The organism is Bacillus sp. J33 (assembly GCF_000518885.1).
Classification (GTDB): Bacteria; Bacillota; Bacilli; order Bacillales; family Cytobacillaceae; genus Cytobacillus.
Map to the genome: position 1 here is coordinate 38,640 of NZ_JAEL01000021.1, position 22,802 is coordinate 61,441.

The following is a 22,802-nucleotide window of genomic DNA, read 5'->3' on the forward strand; positions in this document are numbered from 1 at the left end:
TTACATAATTTTATAAAAGGGGTGCAGATATGAGCTTTTTCAAAAAATTATTAGGCCAGGAAGATTTATCTCCTGAGGAAAAAGAAAGACGTGAGAAACAAGCTTTAGAAAGAAAAGCACAAAAGGAAAAAGAATATCAAGCCTGGAAAGACCAAAGAGAGAGAGAAAAGGCTATAAAAAAAGCTGAAAAAGAAAAGCAGAAGGAATTAGAACTAGAGAAGGTTAAGAAATTCTTTGGTCCTAATCCAGGTTTTACAGCAAAAACAAACTTCGCTATTTACAAAAAAACATTTGAATACTTGGAAAATAATATTCTTACTCCAGATGAAAAAGTATTAGCTACTATACCTGCAGAATATGACAAAAACAAAAAAACGGAAATTAAAGGGGTATTGGTTGCTACTGATCAAAAGCTTATTTTTGGAACAATCACCATTAATAGAGAGCATTTTGAATCATTTGATTATAAAAAAATGGTTGGGATTTCTTTAGCTAACGATGGGCTTTTATCAAAAGAATTACATATTAACTTTTCTCGTGGAAAAAAAGTTTTCGATGATATTGTAAATGATGACAATTTTAAACATTTCTTAGAACAAGTAAGGAAACAAATTGCATCCTCAAAAAATCAAGGGAAAACACCATCATCCAAAGTATCTTCACCAAAGACTGAGGATAAATATAAACAACTTGAACAATTAGGTAGCCTTAAAGAAAAAGGAATCATTACAGAAGAAGAATTCCAAGCTGAAAAACAAAAGTTATTAAATTCGTGAGGTGTTATAATTGGGCATTTTAAGATGGATCCTTAGTATAGTTGCCATTTTGTTTACATTATCGATGACTATAATTACTCCTGTTGCCTGGATTGGTGTACTAATTGTTTTATTCGGATTGTATCAAATCGCACAAAAAAGAAAAGGAAAAATTACTTTTTCTAAACCAGGTTGGTTTGTTGCTATTGGACTAATTTTTAGTTTAGTAATATCTATGATCCTAGTTGAACCATCTGAAGAAAATACAAAAGAAGTTGCAAAACAAGAAGACAAGTTAGCAAGCGAGCAAGCTAGAAAAGAAAAAGAAGAAGAAGCTAAGAAAAAAGCTGAGGAAGAGGCCAAGAAGAAAGCAGATGCTGAAGCTAAACAAGAAGCTGAGGCAAAAGCTAATGCTGAAGAAGAAGCTAAAAAGAAACAAGAAGAACTTGCTGCAAGTCTAGGATTAGAATCTGTTACTGTTGCTAGAGTAGTTGACGGGGATACAATTGAGCTCTCTGATGGTAGAAAAGTTCGTCTAATTGGAGTAAATACTCCTGAATCAACAACTAGGACCGAAGAATATGGGGAGGAAGCAAGCAATTACACTTCTTCTAAACTAGAAGGTAAACAAGTATGGTTACAAAAAGACGTTTCTGATACAGACAGATATGACCGTTATTTAAGAATTATTTGGTTAGCAATACCCACAGACGATATGAACGAATCAGAAATTCGTTCGAAAATGTTTAATGCAGATTTGGTCTTAAATGGATATGCAGAACCTTCTACTTATCCACCGGATGTTAAGTACAGTGATTATTTTGTTAAGTTTGCAAAAGAAGCACGTGAAAATAGTACTGGATTATGGGCATTTGGAGACAGCGGAACAACAAAAGGTGATTTGGATACTGTGGAAACTGCTTCTGACAACTCAAGTTCTTCTAGTTCTTCTAGTTCTTCAAGTTCAGCTAATACAAATAGCAATTCTAATAATAATGATGCTAGTACGACCACATCATCTTCTGGAGGAAGTGAGTATTTCCAAAATTGCACAGAATTAAGAAAAGTCTATCCGAATGGGGTGCCAAGCGATCATCCAGCATATGCATCTAAACATGATCGTGACAAAGATAACTGGGCATGCGAAAGATAATTTAACCAAAAAATTGCCATTATTAAATAGGATTTTTCTATTCTACAAAAAAACACAATTGGAGTGTAATATATGACCGCTATATTCTTAATTGGATTTTTAATATTTTTATTTTCTTTAATCTACTTAGCTTTTCATTTTATTCGAAAACTTAAGGATCGAAGTCGGACACTTTCTAAAAAGATTTTTTACCCATCATTTATTGGAGGATTACTCTTATTCATAATCGGTGGCTCCTATATGGACACAGGAGTGCAGGCGCAATTAGATGAAGCATTAGCAGATAATGAAAAATTAACCGCAGAAGTTAAGACTCTCAAGGAAGACGTAAAGGAACTACAAGGTAGCAATGAGGAATTAACGAAGGAAAAAGAAAAATTAGATAAAGATCTAAAGGAAGTATCAGCTAAAGTAGCAGCTGCCGAAAAAGCAGAAAAGGAGCTTAGCGATCAGAAAGCAGCTTTTGATAAAGAAAAAGAAGGGCTTACTAAACAAATTTCAGATCTAGAAAGCAAAAATAAAGCGTTAGACAATGAGGTTAGTAGTTTAAAAGGACAGCTGGCAAGTAAAAATACGACATCTACAACAGCTAGCTCAAACACTTCTGGATCTTCAAATGCTTCAACATCTAGTAATTCTGATCAAAACTCTGCAACCACAACATCTGGTGGGAGCGAAAATTTTGCTAATTGTACCGAACTTAGGAAAGTTTATCCTAATGGTGTACCAAGCTCCCACGCTGCTTATCAATCTAAAATGGATAGAGACAAAGATAATTATGCTTGTGAAAGGTAAGATTGCCCTTCTTGGGCTTTTCTTTTGGAATAAAAAAGAACATACATTCTTGTTAGGAGGGGGTAAAAATTGGCAAGCATTCAAAGAAGAGGTGAAAATTCATTTCTTTTGGTTGTTGAAACAGGATATGATGCTAAAGGAAAAAGAAAAAAGAGAACTAAAACAATCAGAGTTGAAGATAAACCTTTGTTAAAAACTACAAAAAAGCTACGAGATTATTTAGAATCTGAACTTCACAAATTCAAAATTGAAGTTGAGGCGGGTGAATATATTGCACCAGAGAAAATGACATTAGAAACCTTCATCACCGATTGGGAAACTAAATATGCAGTAAAGGAGTTGGAAGAGACTACACTTTCAAATTATTTATCTCATATTAAGAATCATATATTGCCAGCCATCGGTTCTAAAAGATTAGACCAAATAAAGCCCATGCATATTATCAATTTGTTAGACGAGATGAAGAGAGTTGATGGTAGTAGTATACCGATTTCCGAACGAACAAAACAAGATACCTACTTAACCCTAAGAAATATTTTCGAGCGTGCTATCGAGTGGGAAGTAATAAAATCGAATCCTGTTAAGAATGTTAAAAAACCAAAGGCGACTGATGATCGTGAGGTTAATGTTTATGACGAGGAAGAAGTCGAAGCGATGTTTAAAGCAGTTGAGAACGAACCATTTCACTGGAGAATGTTTTTGACGTTAGCTCTTGCGGCAGGATTGAGAAGAAGTGAAAATTTAGGTTTGGAATGGTCTAGGGTAGATTTAGAAAAAGGCACAATTGACATCGTTCAAGGTATTACCAAAGGGAGAAACGGCAGACCTGTTATCAAAGGTCCTAAATCAAAAAATTCCAAGAGAATAATTTCTTTACCATCCTCTGTTGTAGAAGAAATGAAAGCTTATCATCTGCATTGGAAAAAAGAAAAAATGAAGTCTGACGAACTTTGGATAGAAGAAAAACATCAATGGGTATTTTGCAATTTGGATGGAACTCACTTTTACCCAGATACTCCAACTACTTGGTGGAGACGATTCACCAAACGGGTAGGAGTTAGATATATAACTCTTCATGATCTACGTCATACTTCAGCTACTTTATTAATCAATCAAGGTGTGCATGCAAAAATTATTTCAGAGCGATTAGGTCATTCAGATATTCGAATAACGATGAATACTTATGGACATGTTCTTCAAAAAGCAGACCAGGAGGCTGCGAATAAACTAGATAACTTGTTTGCTCATAAATTAAAAGCTAAATAGAGTTGTTGACATTTTGTTGACGAACACCGTCAACAACAACCAAAATCTATCTGGTTTGAACAGGAAAGTATCAGTAAATACCTTTGATACAAAAGGATTTACCCAAGAACATCTGTTTGGCTCCTGCTACGTCTGTTGTTCTGGCAGCGTTGAGGTCAGGGGTTCGAGCCCCCTATTCTCCATAATAACGAAAAGCTGCAAAGCCTAAATGGCTTTGTAGCTTTTTTGTTTTTGCAATCAAAAAAGACCAACCCATAATCGGGTTGGTCTTGCACGTCACTCCCCTATCCCTTCATCCTTCCCCGCCAGCCAAAAAGCCGCAGCAATGGATCCAATAATTACAATAAACGGAGCGTAGAACATAATAAATTCCGCCAAGATTCTTCCCTCCTATGCATGGTCATTCCGCTTTCCTTGTACATAGTCTTTGTTAAACAAGAACAGCCTCAGCAGCAGATAAAGTGATGGGAGCAGCAGTCCCAGCCCTGCAATAAACGCGATGATAAGGGCTGTAGCCATGGCTTCGTTTGTGAAGCTATCGTATATGGTCAGGTATGGGTATAAAAGATATGGATAATGCGAAATTCCATATGCAAAGAAAGCCGCCAGGAATTGCCCTGTTAATAAACCGAATGCGATTCCGTATAATTTCCGCTTCCAGATCAGATAGACGGTTCCGGCAAATAAGATAAATGAGATACCGAACAGCCACCACAATTCCATTAATCGACTGAAGTGCTCTGGATTATGCCCGCGAAGCTCGACAATAATGCCTGTTGCTGTAATGATGGCCGGCAGCGACCAGAAGAGCGCATATTTCCGCAGCAGCTCTGCAGCCGGTTCGTCCTGTGCTTTATGGGCATACCAGGTTAAAAAAACAGCAGAAATATATAGCACCGCCGCTAAGCTTAGCACAACAATGCTCCATGTCAGCGGGCTGGTAAACAGCCCCCAGTAATCCAGCTCAATCCCCGATGCTGTTTCACTTACAAATCCCCCTTCGGAAATTGTAAGCACGATGGATAATGAAGCGGGAATAAACAGCCCTGAAAGTCCATATAAATAGGTCCATCTTTTTTGCTTAAGCCCGCCATAGGTGGTAAAGGCGTAATAAGAACCGCGGATGGCCAGCAAAATAATTGCAATGCTTGCGGGTACAAGTAGGATCGTCCCATAATAATAGGCTGTTTTCGGAAAGAATCCGACTATTCCTACGAAAAAGAATACAAGGAAAACATTAGTGACTTCCCAAACAGGCGATAAATAGCGCTGTATTACTCGGGTTAAAATATGCTGTTTCCTTCGGAATAAACTGTATGCGTTGAAAAAACCGGCACCAAAATCGATTGAGGCAACAATGACGTACCCAAACAGGAAGAGCCATAGTACGGAAATTCCGATTATCTCTAATGTCATTGCAGGTCACCTTCCTTCTCCAGTTTACGATCTGACAATTCTTGCTCAACCGGATTTTTGCGGAACATTCGGGTAAGGACAACGATACTTCCGATTGCCAGAACAAGATACAGCCCTGCAAAAAGAAGCAGCATGAGATCCACCTGGCCGCTTGTTGTTGCTGCCTCTTCCGTTCGCATGATGCCTCGGAGAATCCACGGCTGGCGCCCAACTTCCGCAAACCACCAGCCAGCTTCGATTGCTACGATTGATAAAGGACCTCCAAATACGATAAGCCAGCGGTACCATTTGGAGGCAACAAAGCGCATTTTTAACCAGGTTCCGACAACATAGACTAGTGAAAGGGCAGTCATCCACATGCCGATTGTGACCATGATATCGAACAAGTAATGGATATACAACGGCGGAATTTCATCTTCCGGGAATTGATCCAATCCAATTACCTCTGCATTAGGATTGCTGTGCGCCAGAATGCTGAGCGCATACGGAATTTTTATCGCATACTTCACTTCCCCATCATCGAGCACTCCATAAAGCATTAAAGGAGCACCCTCTTCGGTTTCAAAGTGCCATTCCGCAGCAGCCAGCTTTTCCGGCTGGTATTCTGCTAAATATTTTCCTGAAAAATCCCCTATTACAGCAGTGGCTATGGAGAAAATTAACCCAATTTTCATCGTTAGGAATAAAGCTTTTTTGTGATACACATGGTTTGATCCTTTCAAAAGGCGATAAGCTCCAATTGATGCCAGTACAAATGCAGCTGTCATATAGGCTGTCGACAGCACGTGTGCCACCTTGGTTGGCATGGCTGGAGTAAACATCGCCAAAACCGGGTTAATGTTAACAAGCTGCCCATTTGCAATATCAAAGCCCTGCGGAGCATTCATAAAGGCATTCACAATTGTAATAAATATAGCTGAAAATGATGCCCCAATAGCTACCGGAATTAATAAAAGCATGTGCTTCTTTTGATTTTCAAACCGATCCCATGTATATAAATAAATGCCTAAAAAGATGGCTTCAAAGAAAAAGGCAAATGTCTCCATAAACAACGGAAGTGCAATCACATTGCCTGCGAGCTCCATAAAATTAGGCCATAGCAGTGAAAGCTGCAGCCCAATAGCAGTCCCTGTGACAACACCGACTGCGACCGTAATTACAAAGCCCCTCGTCCACCTTCTTGCGAGCAAAATGTAATGTTCATCCTGTTTTTTGATTCCCACCCATTGGGCAATCATAATCATGAGCGGGATTCCCACACCAATGGTTGCATATATGATATGGAAGGATAATGTCAGCTCTGTTAATACCCGGCTGAAAAAAACTGATTCTTCATTTCCCATTTAACATTCCCCTTTTCTTATCCTGCAAAAATACGTCCTATAAAAGAAAGGCCCATGATCAACGCTACAGCAAAGGCCAGCCACATTAAGATTCGTTCCTGTTTTTTATACATTCGCCCACTCCTATATATTTGCTCACTACATCACATTATTCCACATTTCCCTTCTCACTCCCGTTACAATTTAATAACATCTCTATGAGGAAAATGTGAGAGAAATCTTTTATGTAAATCTTCTTTACACCCTTCTAATTCCCAATTAAAGCAGTGTTAAAACGAAATAAAAAACACCCAAAAAGGTGCAAAATACACGAATGGCGTTATATATGTAAAGAATCTTTTTAATTAAAGTTATAAACGATTTTCTGCCAGCTGACTCAGCCATCCATTCCCTTTTTAGCAGCTTAAGGTCTTCTCCGCTGTATGTCATGGTATCTCCAATACAGTATATGAGATTGGCCACCGGATTGCTGACACCCATTTTTTATTAATTTGTTCGAACAGACGTAATTTATACTATGATTTACCAATTTAAGACCAGCATTTAAAAATCCCGGCGTCATTAAACACACCGGGATATCGGTACTAAATATTATTTATGGCTGTTTCCACATCTTCATCACCTGAAACCAGGTCAAATGAACGTTTATAGGTATTCTCCTTATCTAAAACGGCAAAAACGGTTTTCGCGACATCTTCCCGCGGGATGAATCCCCGTTCCAGATTGTCTGCTGCTTTAATTTTTCCAGTTCCAGGGTCGTCAGTCAGACCTCCAGGACGAACGATTGTATAATTTAAACCGCTGCTTTCCAGCATTCTGTCAGCATAGTGCTTGGCCACAAAATAAGGTTTAATGGCATCGCTCCATTTTTCCCGGTTATTCGCCTGGATGGCGCTGACCATGACAAACCTTTCAATGCCTGCCTTCTGGGCAGCCTCCATCGTTTTAACAGCACCATCAAGATCGATTAAAAGCGTTTTGTCATAGCCTGTATGCCCGCCAGACCCGGCTGTAAACACTATTGCATTACAGCCTTTTGCAGCATCTGCCAATTCATCGACAGTACCTTCAAGGCTTTCCAATACAGTTTCGACACCCATTTTCTCAAAATCTTCAGCTTGTTCCCGTTTTCTGATCATCGCCCGTACCGTATGTTCACTGCTTTCATTGATCAGCTTAACCAGCTTTTTCCCAATCTGGCCATTCGCTCCCACAATTAGAACCTTCATTATCTTGCCCCTTTCTGCTTTTGCGAATTTATTCTTCCATTATTTCAAAAGAAAAAGCCGATATCAAATGAACTGTTTATGACCCAAGGCGGACAAAATTTCTTTTATAAAGAGCAGCGATCAAGTTCATAATGAACACAGGAATTTTCTTAGGAAAGTATTTTTTCTTGTAAAATTTATAAAAGGCATGCTTTAAGTCATCCCATTGAGTACATTCCTTAGTTTGTTTAAACCTGGCTACATCAATAATTTTAATATGCCCGTCAGAAGTAAGAATGATATTGCGCAAATGAATATCTGAAGGGTTCATGCCTTGTTCCCTTGCGAGCTTTAATGCTTCATCGATTTCATTAATTTTATCCTCTTCTATGGGAATCCCTTTTGCCAGGCAATCGAATAAAGTAAGGCCTTCAACGTAATCAATCACAATATAGTTTTCCCCGTTGTCATATAATGACGGAAAGTACGGATGATCAGGAAGAGCTTTATAAATATCAGCTTCTTCTTGTGCAATTCTTTTAAACTCTGGAAAGAATACTTTTAATACGAGATCTGTTTCTTTTATTCTAAAAGCAAATGCGCTTCTTCCGGCTCCGATAAATTCCAGTGCATCATCCTTCTCAAGCAGCCTGGTCCAATTTCGGGTTCTGAAGTATTTAACGCTTTTTGCAAGCTCTTTATAAGATTTCATACGAGAAGCCTCCCTGTTCAATCGGACTCCCCCAGCTCTAAAACGAAAAGCGCCGAACCATTTAATCCGGTTTCAGCGCCCTTCTTACATAAAAAGAGACCTTACCAAATAAATGGTAAAGGTCTCGCCAGCAACGTTTGTTGCCAGTAAAGCCGGAGATGTTCATCTCGTATTGACGGCCCTACTTAGCAGCTACTCCCCTTTAAGGAAGAATCCGAACTATTTTATTAATTAAATTATATGGTCTCATCAGGCATTTAGTCAAATGTGACGATCTATTTTTTCATCGGAAGACTATTTTCCTTCCAGGCATTAGCCCTCATTGGCCTTCAAAACCCGTTCACTTTTACTTGAAGAAGGCCTGCAAGATCGCTGTTTAGATATTGTTAATTTGGGTGATTTTTGGCTGAATTTTGCATTCCTATTTGCTAGGATCTAATTTTTAGGCCAGCTGGCTAAACATAATTAGCCACCCGAAAAGCAACAAACTTTACGATAGCAGCTTTTTTCTACTACTAGACGTACACGCAAAAAGAGGATGCCCAATATGGACATCCTCGAAATGCAAATTATTTTTCAAAGATTGAATTTGAAAGCAGGCGGAACAGGTAGTCAGTGTGGTCACGGAAGCCAGCTTCCAAACCGATTAGGGTGACATCCTTATCCTGCTCCTTCACCATGATGGCCTGGCCCTGGGCTCCAGCTCGGTTTTTCCAGTGTCCGGCAACAAAGAAATCTTCCCCATCCGCAATCGTGGCAAGGACCTCGTCGTTATCAGTGCCTGTATACCATACCGGGCGGTAAACAAAACCAAGGTCATCTTCACTGTAGCCTGCTGTTGCACCAGATCCTTGGTAATCTACCTTAAGAATTCCATTGCTGTTAGATCCCCCAGTATTAATAACATCGTCTGTCAGACCTAAAGTTTTTGTCGCGCGTGAAGCGCCTGCTCCGACAGCAATATATTTTCCGCCTTCGTTAACAAAAGAATTTACATTTGCTTTAAACGCATTCAGCTTTTCCTGATTTTCCAGGCCAAATTCTTTGTTGGCTGCACTTAAATTGAGGGAAATTAAATTTTCTGATCCGCTGTAAACAAACACGTCATAAGCAGCAAGACCTTGCTCAGCAACTTCAGTTGGAGTCAGTTCAGTAACGTCAAACCCCAATCTTTTCAGGGCAAGCTTTGTACCTGAGTGAGATTGCGCTTTGTTTATGCCCCCATCCTTCAAAATTGCTGCATTTACATGTTCAATCGCCTCTGCATCTGCAGGCACTTTACCTGACTCAATCTGCAAGCCAGAATCTTTTACTGCACCTGAAATGGCACTGGATTCCGCTTCAGCATAGAAGTTTCCTTCACTGTCGCGTTTCACTTCAACCCCTTGCTTGAGAAGGACATTTACAAGCTGAACTGCTTTTACTGAACTGTTCGGAATTACATAAGGACCTTTTCCGTTTAGAGAGCCTTGTTCTTTTACATTATTTACTTTAGATGCAACTGTATTTAAGTCGTCCTGCACCGCTATTGCCTCAAAGCCCCATAGTTCAGGAAGACTCCATGCAGAAATATCATACATGGCAGGCGTATCATTAGTTATATCCTCCCCATCCCAAAGCATTGTATTTGCCAGGCCGGCTTTTGCCTGATCCATCGGAACGATATAAGTTCCTTTCGGATAAGACTTGCCGCCTGCTTCGAATGCTTTTGAGGCCTGGACAACTTCGATATCATTTTTAATTAAATGATTCACAGCTTTGTTCGTAACTGTAGGATCTTCCTCATTCACAGGCAGAATATAGGCTTTCGGGAAATGTCCTTCTTCATGGAATGGATGATCAAAGTTAATGCCGCGCTTGAACATTTCAATTTGATCCGTAATCATTTCTTCCTTATTCTCAGTTGCATATTTCAATGCCCCCATAATGGCATTGTACATCCAGCGCACCCCGTCTTCGTCATTCTGAGGAGCTTCAAGCGTATGGCCATAGGCACCATGATACATAGCGTACATTGGCGTGAAAATCGGCGGATAGTCATCCCAGCCTGCTGAATCATCACGCAATGGGATGTAGGCGCCTTCCATGTTCTTATACAGGTTGCCTGTGTACTGCTCCTTGTCGCCCATGATTTCGGCTTCCATCGCTTCAGCTTGGCCATAAGCCCATTTCTGGTACAAATCATACTCATAGTTAGGATTATGAGGCGGTGTACAAGGTTCAATCAGACCTTGCTTATTTGGCGCATAATTTTTTACATACCCATGAGTATCAAGGAACACCATAGGATTCCACTCTTTAATTAGAGAAACGGTTTCCTGAGTTTCAGGCTGTGATTGTGTAATAAAGTCACGGTTAAGGTCAATTCCTTCCCCGTTAAAACGTGTCGCATCAACTCGTCCATCCGGATTTTGCACCACGTTAAAGATGAGGATGTTATTTTCCAGGATATTTTTAGTTTCCTCGTCCTTCTGCGTAGCAAATCGTTCAATCAGCTGCATCACTGCGTCGCTTCCCACAAACTCAGTACCATGGATAGAGCCGTTAATCATGATTGGCACTTTAAAGTCCGGGTTATTGGCAATCCAATCCTGAGCTTTTTCTGGGTTTTTAAACATTTGCTTTCTTAATGCCTGGATTTTTCCGAACTTCCCTTGTGATGCAGGGTCTGCAATTGTGACGACATACAGAGGATACCCATCTGCGGAAGTTCCCTTTACCTCCACCTTCACTCTATTTGACTGCTTTTCAATCTCGGCAAGCTTTGGACCTATTTCCGAGAATTTCATAAAATCATAGTTTTCGTTATTGAATAAACTTCCGTCCTTTTCCTCTGAGACATTAACATTTATCCATTTCGGGCTGATTGCATGAGCAGCACTTAAAGGAACAGATGCCAAAATGCCTGCTGCTAGAATACCTGATAGAGCTTTTTTCTTATTCATTATGTACCTCCTGGTGAAATAGTTTTGTATATTTATAAGATAGAATTAATTTTAATTCAAGATATTCATTCGTGACAATGATTCTTTTATCCTAAAATATTAGGAGAGAAGGGGACCAAAAGCCGATTCCCTACTGTAATGCACTTGCTCCTCCCTGTACAGGCAGGACTATATGGCTTCTTTCAGGGTCAATGGTTATTTTAGTGCCTGCTTCCGGTCTAAGTGTATAATTGTAATCACTTGATAGAATCACTACTCCCAGCCGGTCTCCTTTTTGAAATACATAATCATCCGGCTGCATCTCCCATGTAAAGGTGTATTCACGGTTTGGCGTTAAGCTGGCAGATTTATTTTCAGCATGAAGATTTTGCGGATCCGTCCAGCCTCTTGTAACAATTTCCGTCTTTCCTTCCCCATACTTAACAAGCAGGGCAGTTAAGTTGGCAGTTTTCCGGTCAATGCTTGCACGGATTTCAACCTCTGGGGTCCCGCTCATACGCACATTTTTTTCTAAAGGAGATGTCAAATAGACAAGTCTATTTGCTGATGCAGAATCAGGATCTAAAGCCAGCTCCTCAGCCTTGGCAGAGGCATCGTCTATGAAATGCTGATTGTTCTTATTTTTGTTTGGCACCGGCTGCAGTTCTAAGCTGCCACCGCTTCCATCAGAAGCAGGGTTAAAATGCAATTTCGTTTCATCTGTTCCTTCAGCTGGCCAGTTTGCCTCTGTATGCCAAGTTTTATCCTCCCGCTGAATATCAACCATCGGTTCATCCATCACATCATTTTTAATATCATAAAGCCAGTAATCGAACCATTTATTTAAAACTGGGAGCCAAACATCACGCCTAAAGCTGTAGGGGCTGGAATGTCCGCCTTGATGGAGCCACATTTTCCTTGGAACATCATTTTCCCCAAGAGCTTTCCACCAATCGGAGAAATGCTTTGTTTTTACATTCCAATCATTTAATCCGTGTACTACAAAAACACTGGCTTTTACTTTATCCGCATCCTTCGTATAATCTCTCTTGCTCCAAAATTCGTTGTAATCCCCAGTTTCCCTGTCCTGGCCTTCAGTTAATTGCTTAATAACATTGCTGCACGCTTCAGGGTTTTCTCTGGTTAAAATGGCTTCAGCCATATTATCTGCATCCTCACCCTGATACCCTCCTGGAGCAATGACAGCCCCATTTGAACGGTAGTAGTCATACCAGCTGCTTATTGCAGCTATTGGCACAATCGTTTTCAGGCCTTCAACCCCTGTTGCTGCCGCCGCATTTGGCAATGTTCCATTATAGGAAACCCCTGTCATGCCGACATTCCCTGTAGACCAGTCCGCTTGTATTTCCTGTCCTTCTGCATCAAAGGCTTTGGCACGTCCATTAAGCCAATCAATTACTGCACGTGTGCCAAGGATCTCATGCTCATCACCAGTTGTTGGACAGCCGTCCGAAAGTCCTGTTCCGACGCTTTCAGCAAGAACTACCGCATACCCTCTTGGAACAAAGTAGTCATCATAATACCCAGGGAGATTTGCCTGCGGCTTTCCTCTTTCACCGAGCCCCTTCCCCTTTTGCGGAACGGAATTCAGTTCCACATCTACGTCATAGACAGGAACATGTTTAATACCCGACCTGTAAGGGCTCATCTCATAAATGACTGGGACCTTTAATCCCTCTTCTGTTTCCTTCGGCCTGATAATATCCGCCCTTACCCGATCCAGTTTCCCATCTCCATCACTGTCTGTCGCAGTTTCTACGAAAACCCTTTCAACAATGGCTTCATTTAAAGAAAAAACAGGCTGTGTCATTCCATCTTTAATTTTGATTTGTGTCTCGGCTGAGGCAGTGATTGGCTTTCCGATTTCTCCCTGTGCAGACATCGATCCGCCAGAGATCAGCGGAAAAGCGATTGCCGATGTCATCAGTACTTTTAAGGCTGTTTTTTTCATAGACTTCCTCCTCTATGTAAACGATCAGAACCTTATTATAGTTTTCAGAATAGGAGAAATTTGTAGAAAATTCGATAGTCGAAAGGCCTGTTTTTGGAAAAGAGTTCTAAGAAAAGTGGCTCTGATCCAGTTCTAAAGTCATGGTTAAATCGGATTTTTTCTAAAATTGTACAAATCGGTACTATAAATCTACCTTTTTTCTAACCTTTCAATTGAAAAATAATCCTTTTGTCTCACAAAAAAAAAAAAAAAACTGATAGGATAATAGATTTGCATTTGTTGGTGCAGGAGAAATTGGACTGCATGGTTCTGAGCATTATGTAAGCCAATTGCGAAGATGAATTAGATCGGAGCATTGCAAACTTCAACTTGGATATAGTAGGTACAGCGCGGGAAAATGCAACCGCAATTTATAAGAATACAATTGATGGACAGCCGAATATTGTGCCGGAAACCGCTCTTGCAGCCGCTGGACGGATTGGTACACCTTCAGAATTCGTTCTGTATCAGCGCCATGTATCCTTCCAGGATGCAGGCATACTGGCTGCAGCGGAAATCAACAGGCAAATTTAACAGAGATTAGTATAAAATGTGTGTTTAGAAGCATTATAGGAGGGTAAATGATATTCGTTCAAATTTTATCCGATTATTTCTGCGGAACCGTTTAAATTGCAAGGAAAAAGGGTAACATAATTGTAACATAACACGGATTTTAACTTATCTGGCAGATAGTCCTATATATCCCTAAAGGAGGGAGTCATCATGGATTTTGAACAGGAGGCCGTCATCTTAAAAAGAGAACTCTCCCTTCTCATGGATGAATATGAAAGGTGCGAGATTGAAGACGTAAAAAACGAAATATCAAAGGACATTCAGCTACTGAGCCGTGCAATAGACGATATTCTTAATTGAGTAACTATTGCCATGGCTTTTTTTATATTAAGGGGGCGGCGGCAGGTTGTTTAACTTGCCGCTTGCCTATTTTTAATTACTTTGTAATTGGGAGTGTATAATTGTGCCGCAGCAGCTATATTACAATTTTATCCGATTGCCGCTAGTTATCAGGATCTTGCTTATTGCCCTTGTTGTTATCCTTTTTTACGGTGGATTAATTCATATCATAGAGCCAAAAACCTTTCCAACTATTTTTGATGGCATATGGTGGGCTATTGTTACCGCTTCTACCGTTGGGTTTGGCGACTTTGTCCCTGAAACTGTCTTTGGCCGCATAGTTGGAATAGCATTAATCTTAACAGGTGCAGGCTTTTTGTCCACCTATTTTATATCGCTGGCTACTGCAGCTGTTACCAGGCAAAATGATTTTCTTGAAGGGAAAGTTCAGTACAAAGGCAAAGACCATATCATTGTAATTGGATGGAATGAACGTTCGAGAGAAATAATCAATGCACTGGGGAATGGGAAGGATGGAATGAATTATTCTATCACCTTAATAGATGAAACACTTAAGACCAATCCTGTCCCATTTAATAATGTGCATTTTATCCGAGGCCGTTCAAATCGGGATGATGTATTAATCAAATCTAATATTTTGGATGCTCAAAAGGTGATTATTACAGCCGATCAGAATAAAGATGAACTTCATGCAGATATGAATTCCATCTTGACCCTGCTGGCTATTAAAGGATTGAACCGGGATATTCAATGTATTGTAGAAATATTGACTTCCGAGCAGGCAGCAAATGCAAAAAGAGCAGGTGCAGATGAAATTGTTCAGACAAATGTCCTTACAAGCTTTGTCATGATCAATAGCATTTCCTCGCAGGAATTGGTTACTTCTTTCCTGGATTTGCTCGGACAGCTTGATAAAAGGAAATTATCCTTTCAGCCTGCTTCAGAAGAAGTAGCAAATAAAACGTTTGCTGAACTCAGCGCTGAGCTAATGAAAGACGGCATTCTTTTAATAGGAGTAAAAAGAGGGGAAGAAACATTGGTTAATCCTCCCCAGCCCTTTAAAATTCTTCAAGAGGACCAGCTGATTGTCATACTCGGCTAGCCCCTTAATAAAACAGATTCCAGCTCCTGGACCAGCGATTTGCCAAGATCAATGTATTCTTTCGGAAAGCTTGCATCCTTATCGACAGGCTCTGAAAATTGGTCAAAGGAGCCGGTAAAATTCCCAGTATAGGCGTGGTCGTCCAGACCGCGCTGATATTTATGGGAAAGCAAAAACGGCCTGCCCAATTCCACTGTACAGCTTCGATCATCCAGCTGTCCATCAATCGCGCTGAAAGGAACCCGCAAAAATTGGTAGCCTACCTCTTCGTCAATTTTATAATCAAAAGCCCCATGGTCATAATCCCAATTCCCGCCTATCGAATAGCCAATCGGTTTTAGGGCTTGTTCAAGCTTATATAGATCAAAGTGTTTCCCTTCCACTTTTGAAGGTATCTCAATCACTGCATCCATCCCCTTTCCATGCTTTTTGCTTAGTTTCTCCAAAGAAAGGGATATCATGAATTCAATTTTGGGCAGAATGATGTGAAAAAAACGCCTACCCGCAGGCAGACGCTTCTTCCCTTTTATTACTTTAATCTCTTTTCAAGTTCAGCTTTTTTCTCTTCGAATCCAGGCTTGCCTAATAAAGCAAACATGTTTACTTTATATGCTTCCACTCCAGGCTGGTCAAATGGGTTAACTCCTAAAAGGTAGCCGCTCATTGCGCAGGCTTTTTCAAAGAAGTATACCAGATAGCCAAATGTGTAGGCATCCATTTTTGGTATGGAAACGATTAGGTTTGGCACTCCGCCATCAGTATGTGCAAGCATTGTTCCTTCAAAGGCTTTGTTATTTACAAAGTCTACTGACTTGCCTGCAAGGTAGTTAAGGCCATCGAGATCGTTTTCGGCTTCCTCAATTGTAAGCTCATGGCGTGATTCTTCCACTTTAATAACCGTTTCAAAAAGGTCACGGCGTCCCTCCTGTACATACTGCCCAAGTGAATGAAGGTCAGTTGAGAAGTTTGCGGAAGAAGGGAAAATTCCTTTCTGGTCTTTTCCTTCACTTTCACCGAATAGCTGCTTCCACCATTCTGCAAAATATTGAAGTCCTGGCTCATAGTTGATCAGCATTTCAATTGTCTTTCCTTTATTATATAAAACGTTGCGGACTGCAGCGTACTGGTATGCTGCGTTTTCCTGAAGTTCAGATTTGCTGAAGTCTTCACGTGCCTGTGCAGCACCATTCATCATATCTTCAATGTTCGCTCCACTTACCGCAATCGGAAGTAAACCAACAGCTGTTAAAACAGAATACCGGCCTCCAACATCATCCGGAATGATGAATGAGTCATAGCCCTCTTCTGTTGCAAGTGTTTTTAAAGCTCCGCGTGCTTTATCTGTTGTTGCATAGATGCGTTTACGCGCTTCTTCCACACCATATTTTTCTTCCAGCATTTTGCGGAAAATACGGAATGCAAGTGCAGGTTCAGTCGTTGTACCGGATTTGGAGATAACGTTGATGGACCAGTCTTTTCCATCAAGAAGATCCATTAAATCCTTCATATACGCAGAGCTTATATTGTTTCCGGCAAATAGAACTTGCGGAGTGCCGCGCTTTTCCTTAGGGAGCGCATTATAAAAGCTGTGCTGCAGCATTTCAATTGCCGCACGCGCTCCCAAATAAGAGCCGCCAATGCCGATGACAACCAGCACATCGGAGTCGCTTTTAATTTTTTCAGCCGCTTTTTGGATGCGGGAGAATTCTTCTTTGTCGTAATTTACAGGCAGGTCAATCCAGCCTAAAAAGTCGCTGCCCGCTCCTGTTTGCTCATGAAGTGAATGATGCGCTACCTTCACAGCATCCTGCAGGTATGTAATTTCATGTTCGCCAAAAAAAGGAAGTGCTTTTGAATAATCAAAACGAACGTGTGTCATGAATGTCCTCCATTTTTTAAATTTAAACAGCATTTAACGGTAAAGAAACCGCAGCTGTTACTCCTTATACCACTTTAACGAATGCTTTAAGCATAATCAAGAATCATCCTACATTGTAAGCGTGTCCATTTTTGACATATTTTTTACGTATGAATGAAGTTTGTTTGTTCCTCCCGAAAAATGTCAAAGGGACCCTGCTTTTAGCAGAGTCCCGGCATAAAAATATTTCTTCTCTTATAATGATGCTCGGTAGATTGCCATTACATCATTGTGGTTTAATTTAGCAAAATTGCCGAAATCACCATTGATTGTAGCTTTGTCTGCCATCAATTCGAGCTTGCTGTCGTCGATATCATAGTCTGCAAGGCGTGAAGGTGCACCAATGCTGTTCCAGAATTCGCGCAGTTTCTCAATGCCTTCAAGCGCTGCCTCCTCATCTGTTTTTCCTGCAGGATCCACATTAAACACGCGAACAGCCAGCTGTTTAAACCTTTCAGGCTTTACATTGAGGTTATGCTTCATCCAGTTCGGGAACAGAATCGCAAGGCCTCCTCCATGAGGAATATCGTAAACAGCCGATACAGCATGTTCTATATTGTGTGTTGCCCAATCACCGCGGTAACCCATATTCAGAATTCCATTCAGTGCCATTGTACCGCTATATAGGATCGTTGCCCGGTGCTCGTAGCTTTCAAGGTTTTCAAGCAGCTTAGGAGCTGTTTCCATAATGGTAATCAGCAAAGATTCGCACATACGATCCTGAAAATCCGTGTTTTCCTCAAGATGGAAATAATGCTCAAAAACATGGGACATCATATCCACGATTCCATATACCGTTTGATCCCTTGGTACTGTATAGGTATTCTCGGGATCAAGGATTGAGAATTTCGGGAATGTTACAGGGCTTCCCCATCCGTATTTTTCATTTGTTTCCCAGTTTGTTATGACAGATCCGGCATTCATTTCAGAACCAGTGGCAGCCAGAGTCAAAACAGTTCCAAAAGGAAGCGCTTCAGAAGCAAAAGCTTTCTTTATTACTAAATCCCATGCATCCCCATCATATTTGGCACCCGCAGCGATCGCCTTTGTACAGTCGATTACACTGCCTCCGCCTACAGCGAGAAGGAAATCAATGCCTTCATTTCTGCAAATATCAACGCCTTTGCGGACAGTTGAGATTCTTGGATTTGGTTCAACGCCAGAAAGTTCAAATACCTCTGCATCCATTTCGTCTAACTGCGCCATTACTTTATCGTATAAACCATTGCGCTTAATGCTTCCGCCGCCGTAAACAACCAGAACTTTATTGCCGTATTGCGGAATTTCTTTCTGTAATTGGTCTATCTGGCCTTTTCCAAAAATTAATTTAGTCGGATTATAAAATGTGAAATTTTGCATCTTATCATCTCCTTTTCTCAAATTATTATCTTTTAATTTACATGCCATTGCAAAAAGTACGATTTGGCAGCCCTTGATTTTTCCCTGCAAAATGGTCCCATAGCATTATTCTCTTTTTGGCTTGGCACGATGAATATTTTCCACACGGGCAAACCAAGCTAATGATGAACCTATATTATTAAGGAGGAAACATCATGAGTGGCATTCAGCGTATTGCACTTGTTCTTACCATTATTGGCGCAATTAATTGGGGATTAATTGGATTTTTCCAATTTGATCTGGTGGCAGCTATTTTTGGCGGCCAGAATTCAGCCCTTTCAAGAATTATATATGGTCTTGTAGGCATTGCCGGTTTAATTAATTTAGGTTTATTATTCAAACCAAATGAGGAACTGGAAAGAGAGCCTGAGGCAAAACCAACCCGCTAACAGCGACGCAAAAAAATCCTTGCACATATGTGCAAGGATTTTTCTTTTAGGCTCTGTTAAACTTGAGAGTTGATTTCCACTGCAGGCACTCAAGCTTTCGCGGGCGATCCGACGCTCCTCGGTGCCTTGCACCTGCGGGGTCTCCCTTTGATCCCGCAAGACTTTGAATAAGCTTCCCCGAATGCACATCGCACGAAGAAAATGCGGATGCATTTTCGAGGACCTCGAGCCTGCCGCTCCAATCAATATGGTGCTAAATCAACATTTAGCATTAACACAGCCTTCTTTTAAGTAAGCAAAAGAGATTTTAGACCCAGCCTCTAAAGCGCGAGGCTTCAGACATTTTCCGGGCGCCAACCATGTATGCAGCAAGACGCATGTTGACTTTTCTCTGCTGTGAAGTTTGGTACACATTTTCAAAAGCCTGAACAAGCACTTTTCGAAGCTTCTCTGTAACCTCTTCTTCCGTCCAGTAATAACCCTGGTTATTTTGCACCCATTCAAAATAGGAAACCGTAACACCGCCGGAGCTGGCCAATACATCAGGAACAAGAAGAATGCCGCGGTCCGAAAGAATTTTTGTAGCCTCAAGAGTCGTCGGGCCGTTTGCAGCTTCCACAACGATTGAAGCCTTGATATTATGGGCATTAGCAGCGGTAATCTGATTGGAAACAGCCGCAGGAACCAGGATATCGCACTCGAGTTCCAGCAATTCTTCATTTGTCAAAGTGTTATCAAATAAGGTCGTCACCGTTCCAAAGCTATCTCGTCTATCCAGAAGATAATCGATATCAAGTCCATCTGGATCATACAATGCACCATAGGCATCAGAAATGGCTACCACTTTTGCGCCAGCATCATGCATAAATTTAGCCAGGAAGCTTCCCGCATTTCCGAATCCCTGAACTGCCACACTGGCACCTTCAATTGAAATGCCTCGTTTTTTCGCAGCTTCCTCGATACAGATTACTACGCCTTGTGCAGTCGCTTTTTCTCTTCCTTGGGATCCGCCGAGAACAAGCGGTTTGCCGGTGATAAATCCAGGAGAATCGTATTCGCGAAGGCGGCTATATTCATCCATCATCCAAGCCATGATTTGCGAGTTTGTGTAAACATCCGGAGCCGGTATATCTTTTGTTGGCCCAACGATCTGGCTGATTGCCCGGACATATCCTCGGCTTAGGCGTTCAAGTTCTCCCATTGACATTGTTCTCGGATCACAGATGATACCGCCTTTTCCTCCGCCATAAGGCAAATCCACAATCCCGCACTTTAAACTCATCCACATGGATAACGCCTTCACTTCATCTTCATTCACTTCAGGGTGGAAACGGACTCCGCCTTTCGTCGGACCTACCGCATCATTATGCTGTGAACGATACCCTGTAAAGATTTTTATGGATCCGTCGTCCATCCTTACCGGAATTCTCACCGTAAGCATCCTTAGCGGTTCTTTAAGCAGCTCATACATTTCATCCGAATAACCTAGCTTGTTTAAAGCCTCTTTGATTACAACTTGGGTTGAAGTAAATAAATTTAAAGACTCTTCCAATTTTTGTTCAGTTTGTTTACCAGCTACTCCTGCAGCTCCCATAATGGCACCTCTTGAATTAATAATTATTTAGGAAAATTACAGCAATAATATGATAACGGGAATCCCTGCACCTTTGCTATAGATGCAGGGTCCAATTGCCCGAAAACCTGGAATTAGCTTAATACCTTCTTGATTCTTTCAATAGCCCAATCCAGCTCTTCCTCGGAAATCACTAATGGAGGGGCAAAACGGATTACTGTATCATGCGTCTCTTTGCAAAGCAATCCTTCTTCTTTCAGTGCTTCGCAATATTTGCGTGCAGGTTCATTCAGTTCAACACCGATAAACAATCCGCGTCCGCGCACTTCTTTGATAACAGGGTTATTAATTTCCTTTAATTTGCCCATGAAATATTCGCCAAGCTTCAGTGAACGCTCTGCAAGCTTTTCTTCAACAAGCACATTCATGGATGCAACCGATACTGCACATGCCATCGGGTTTCCGCCAAATGTTGAACCATGTGATCCAGGGTTGAAAACGCCAAGAACATCTTTATTCGCGACCACGCATGAGATCGGGAATACTCCGCCACCGAGCGCCTTTCCAAGGATGTACATATCCGGATCAACATCTTCCCATTCACATGCAAACATTTTTCCTGATCGAGCTAGACCAGCCTGGATCTCATCTGCAATAAACAAGACATTGTTTTCTTTACAAGTTTCAAACGCCTGTTTTAAGAAACCTTCTGGAGGAATAACAATCCCAGCTTCCCCTTGAATAGGTTCAATTAAGAAAGCAGCCGTGTTTTCAGTGATTGCCTCTTTAAGCGCTTCAAGGTCACCATAAGGAATTAGCTTTATGCCAGGAAGCATTGGGCCAAATCCTCGCTTATATTCTTCTTCAGAAGAAAGGGAAACCGCTGTCATTGTACGGCCATGGAAGTTTCCAACACAAGCAATGATTTCAGCCTGATTGTCAGCTACGCCTTTGACATCATAAGCCCAGCGGCGTGCGGCTTTGATCGCCGTTTCAACTGCTTCTGCACCTGTATTCATCGGAAGGGCCATTTCCTTATTTGTCAGTTCGCAGATCATTTCGTACCAAGGCCCTAGCTGATCGTTATGGAAAGCTCGAGATGTTAAAGTTACACGGTCAGCCTGATCCTTCAGCGCCTGGATAATTTTCGGATGGCGATGTCCCTGGTTCACAGCAGAATAGGCACTTAGCATATCCATGTACTTATTGCCTTCAGGATCTTCTACCCAAACACCCTCCGCTTTTGAAATAACGATTGGAAGCGGATGATAGTTGTTGGCACCATACTTTTCAGTTTGTTCAATAAGTGAGTTTGATTTTGTCGCTTCAGTCAATTAAATTTCCTCCTTTTACAGAATAGTCCCTTAAATTGTAACGTTATGCTATTCCTCTTTAAACTATTAGCGTTTATAGCATGCACAGGATATCAAAATCCTGTGCATGCTTTGAAAAAAGTCTTAGTACATTTCAGAAGTTGTTTTCGCCTGCATATGAAGCAGAATGTAATCAGGGCCGCCTGCTTTTGAGTCCGTTCCTGACATGTTGAATCCGCCGAATGGCTGGTAACCAACGATTGCGCCTGTACATCCGCGGTTGAAGTAAAGGTTTCCAACATGGAAATCTTCACGCGCTTTTTGGATATGATCCCGGTTCTTCGTGATCACTGCACCTGTTAAGCCGTATTCTGTATTGTTCGCAATTTCAAGCGCATGGTCGAAGTCTTTTGCTTTTGTGAAGCCGACAACCGGCCCGAANATTTCTTCCTGCATCAGGCGTGCTTCCGGNTCCAGATCGGCGAATACAGTCGGTTTGATGAAGAAGCCTTTAGAGCTGTCTCCTTCTCCGCCTGTCATCAGCTTGCCTTCTTCTTTGCCGATTTCGATATAGCTCATGATCTTGTCAAATGCGCTCTGGTCAATGACAGGACCCATGAAATTGCTTTGGTCTTCCGGGTTGCCCTGTGTTA

General features: G+C 41.2%; 20 protein-coding genes and 1 pseudogene. 8 read left to right on the forward strand and 13 right to left on the reverse strand.

The features are described 5' to 3' along the window. The first annotated feature begins 29 nt into the window (after window positions 1-29). The 4 genes and pseudogenes from L634_RS32255 (at window position 30) to L634_RS0108975 (ending at window position 3,969) form a co-directional block, all read left to right on the forward strand. Window positions 30-776, forward strand: a complete 747-nt coding sequence (locus L634_RS32255) for an SHOCT domain-containing protein (protein ID WP_051428295.1) — start codon at window positions 30-32, stop codon at window positions 774-776. A gap of 10 nt (window positions 777-786) precedes the next feature. Then, entirely contained in the window at window positions 787-1,908 is a 1,122-nt protein-coding gene (locus L634_RS0108965; protein ID WP_026582158.1) for a thermonuclease family protein, read from the forward strand. A gap of 660 nt (window positions 1,909-2,568) precedes the next feature. Continuing rightward, a pseudogene (locus L634_RS34900) lies at window positions 2,569-2,703 on the forward strand (excalibur calcium-binding domain-containing protein); the annotation flags it as partial. A gap of 69 nt (window positions 2,704-2,772) precedes the next feature. Beyond that, complete coding sequence (locus tag L634_RS0108975; RefSeq protein WP_026582160.1) at window positions 2,773-3,969, forward strand: tyrosine-type recombinase/integrase; 1,197 nt, start codon at window positions 2,773-2,775, stop codon at window positions 3,967-3,969. 276 nt (window positions 3,970-4,245) lie between these two features. Here L634_RS0108975 and cydS read toward each other — a convergent pair whose 3' ends face one another. From cydS to L634_RS0109025, 7 genes are all read right to left on the reverse strand, one after another. Next, window positions 4,246-4,347, reverse strand: a complete 102-nt coding sequence (gene cydS, locus L634_RS34905) for a cytochrome bd oxidase small subunit CydS (RefSeq protein ID WP_442852694.1) — start codon at window positions 4,345-4,347, stop codon at window positions 4,246-4,248. Between the two features lie 12 nt (window positions 4,348-4,359). Continuing rightward, complete coding sequence (locus L634_RS0108990; protein WP_026582161.1) at window positions 4,360-5,385, reverse strand: cytochrome d ubiquinol oxidase subunit II; 1,026 nt, start codon at window positions 5,383-5,385, stop codon at window positions 4,360-4,362. Continuing rightward, the gene (locus L634_RS0108995; RefSeq protein WP_026582162.1) at window positions 5,382-6,728 is read right to left on the reverse strand and encodes a cytochrome ubiquinol oxidase subunit I; all 1,347 of its coding nucleotides are present in this window, start codon (window positions 6,726-6,728) and stop codon (window positions 5,382-5,384) included. The genes L634_RS0108990 and L634_RS0108995 overlap by 4 nt, the downstream gene beginning before the upstream one ends. Before the next feature lie 584 nt (window positions 6,729-7,312). Then, window positions 7,313-7,957 carry an SDR family oxidoreductase gene (locus tag L634_RS0109010; RefSeq protein ID WP_026582163.1) on the reverse strand — a complete coding sequence of 215 codons (645 nt, stop codon included), beginning with the start codon at window positions 7,955-7,957 and terminating at the stop codon, window positions 7,313-7,315. A gap of 76 nt (window positions 7,958-8,033) precedes the next feature. Then, window positions 8,034-8,648, reverse strand: coding sequence for a lipopolysaccharide core heptose(II) kinase RfaY (locus tag L634_RS0109015; RefSeq protein WP_026582164.1), 615 nt, complete (start codon window positions 8,646-8,648; stop codon window positions 8,034-8,036). 569 nt (window positions 8,649-9,217) lie between these two features. Continuing rightward, window positions 9,218-11,593 carry a M14 family zinc carboxypeptidase gene (locus L634_RS0109020; protein ID WP_026582165.1) on the reverse strand — a complete coding sequence of 792 codons (2,376 nt, stop codon included), beginning with the start codon at window positions 11,591-11,593 and terminating at the stop codon, window positions 9,218-9,220. Between the two features lie 130 nt (window positions 11,594-11,723). Next, window positions 11,724-13,544 carry a Xaa-Pro dipeptidyl-peptidase gene (locus tag L634_RS0109025; protein WP_026582166.1) on the reverse strand — a complete coding sequence of 607 codons (1,821 nt, stop codon included), beginning with the start codon at window positions 13,542-13,544 and terminating at the stop codon, window positions 11,724-11,726. A gap of 369 nt (window positions 13,545-13,913) precedes the next feature. On the opposite strand from L634_RS0109025, the gene L634_RS34260 reads away from it, so the two are divergent. The 3 genes from L634_RS34260 (at window position 13,914) to L634_RS0109040 (ending at window position 15,558) form a co-directional block, all read left to right on the forward strand. Beyond that, window positions 13,914-14,117: a hypothetical protein gene (locus tag L634_RS34260; protein WP_026582167.1), complete on the forward strand. Its 204-nt coding sequence runs from the start codon at window positions 13,914-13,916 to the stop codon at window positions 14,115-14,117. Between the two features lie 189 nt (window positions 14,118-14,306). Further along, complete coding sequence (locus L634_RS33800) at window positions 14,307-14,456, forward strand: hypothetical protein (RefSeq protein ID WP_198029736.1); 150 nt, start codon at window positions 14,307-14,309, stop codon at window positions 14,454-14,456. A gap of 103 nt (window positions 14,457-14,559) precedes the next feature. Beyond that, a complete protein-coding gene (locus L634_RS0109040; protein WP_026582168.1) occupies window positions 14,560-15,558 on the forward strand; it encodes a potassium channel family protein in 999 nt (332 codons plus the stop codon). On the opposite strand, the gene L634_RS0109045 is transcribed toward L634_RS0109040, so the two are convergent. The 3 genes from L634_RS0109045 to L634_RS0109055 all read right to left on the reverse strand — a co-directional run bounded on the left by L634_RS0109045 (window position 15,555) and on the right by L634_RS0109055 (window position 18,835). After that, on the reverse strand, window positions 15,555-15,962 hold the full coding sequence (locus L634_RS0109045; protein ID WP_026582169.1) for a YugN-like family protein: 408 nt from the start codon (window positions 15,960-15,962) through the stop codon (window positions 15,555-15,557). The genes L634_RS0109040 and L634_RS0109045 overlap by 4 nt on opposite strands. A gap of 125 nt (window positions 15,963-16,087) precedes the next feature. After that, window positions 16,088-17,437 carry a glucose-6-phosphate isomerase gene (locus L634_RS0109050; protein ID WP_026582170.1) on the reverse strand — a complete coding sequence of 450 codons (1,350 nt, stop codon included), beginning with the start codon at window positions 17,435-17,437 and terminating at the stop codon, window positions 16,088-16,090. 234 nt (window positions 17,438-17,671) lie between these two features. Then, window positions 17,672-18,835 carry an iron-containing alcohol dehydrogenase gene (locus L634_RS0109055; protein ID WP_026582171.1) on the reverse strand — a complete coding sequence of 388 codons (1,164 nt, stop codon included), beginning with the start codon at window positions 18,833-18,835 and terminating at the stop codon, window positions 17,672-17,674. A 194-nt stretch (window positions 18,836-19,029) separates the two neighbouring features. Here L634_RS0109055 and L634_RS0109060 point away from each other — a divergent pair, with 194 nt between their 5' ends. Continuing rightward, on the forward strand, window positions 19,030-19,263 hold the full coding sequence (locus tag L634_RS0109060; RefSeq protein WP_026582172.1) for a DUF378 domain-containing protein: 234 nt from the start codon (window positions 19,030-19,032) through the stop codon (window positions 19,261-19,263). A 307-nt stretch (window positions 19,264-19,570) separates the two neighbouring features. On the opposite strand, the gene L634_RS0109065 is transcribed toward L634_RS0109060, so the two are convergent. From L634_RS0109065 to L634_RS0109075, 3 genes are all read right to left on the reverse strand, one after another. Then, on the reverse strand, window positions 19,571-20,857 hold the full coding sequence (locus L634_RS0109065) for a Glu/Leu/Phe/Val family dehydrogenase (protein ID WP_026582173.1): 1,287 nt from the start codon (window positions 20,855-20,857) through the stop codon (window positions 19,571-19,573). 113 nt (window positions 20,858-20,970) lie between these two features. Then, window positions 20,971-22,170, reverse strand: coding sequence for an ornithine--oxo-acid transaminase (locus L634_RS0109070; protein WP_026582174.1), 1,200 nt, complete (start codon window positions 22,168-22,170; stop codon window positions 20,971-20,973). A 123-nt stretch (window positions 22,171-22,293) separates the two neighbouring features. Continuing rightward, window positions 22,294-22,802, reverse strand: a 509-nt coding sequence (locus L634_RS0109075) for an aldehyde dehydrogenase family protein (RefSeq protein WP_026582175.1), incomplete at its 5' end; no start/stop codon positions are given.

Excerpts from the sequence above, each read along its gene's own strand:
- L634_RS32255 (WP_051428295.1), top strand. The coding sequence starts at position 30 with ATGAGCTTTTTCAAAAAATTATTAGGCCAGGAAGATTTATCTCCTGAG.
- L634_RS0108990 (WP_026582161.1), bottom strand. The coding sequence starts at position 5,385 with ATGACATTAGAGATAATCGGAATTTCCGTACTATGGCTCTTCCTGTTT.
- L634_RS0108995 (WP_026582162.1), bottom strand. The coding sequence starts at position 6,728 with ATGGGAAATGAAGAATCAGTTTTTTTCAGCCGGGTATTAACAGAGCTG.
- L634_RS0109010 (WP_026582163.1), bottom strand. The coding sequence starts at position 7,957 with ATGAAGGTTCTAATTGTGGGAGCGAATGGCCAGATTGGGAAAAAGCTG.
- L634_RS0109015 (WP_026582164.1), bottom strand. The coding sequence starts at position 8,648 with ATGAAATCTTATAAAGAGCTTGCAAAAAGCGTTAAATACTTCAGAACC.
- L634_RS0109020 (WP_026582165.1), bottom strand. The coding sequence starts at position 11,593 with ATGAATAAGAAAAAAGCTCTATCAGGTATTCTAGCAGCAGGCATTTTG.
- L634_RS0109025 (WP_026582166.1), bottom strand. The coding sequence starts at position 13,544 with ATGAAAAAAACAGCCTTAAAAGTACTGATGACATCGGCAATCGCTTTT.
- L634_RS33800 (WP_198029736.1), top strand. The coding sequence starts at position 14,307 with ATGGATTTTGAACAGGAGGCCGTCATCTTAAAAAGAGAACTCTCCCTT.
- L634_RS0109050 (WP_026582170.1), bottom strand. The coding sequence starts at position 17,437 with ATGACACACGTTCGTTTTGATTATTCAAAAGCACTTCCTTTTTTTGGC.
- L634_RS0109055 (WP_026582171.1), bottom strand. The coding sequence starts at position 18,835 with ATGCAAAATTTCACATTTTATAATCCGACTAAATTAATTTTTGGAAAA.
- L634_RS0109060 (WP_026582172.1), top strand. The coding sequence starts at position 19,030 with ATGAGTGGCATTCAGCGTATTGCACTTGTTCTTACCATTATTGGCGCA.
- L634_RS0109065 (WP_026582173.1), bottom strand. The coding sequence starts at position 20,857 with ATGGGAGCTGCAGGAGTAGCTGGTAAACAAACTGAACAAAAATTGGAA.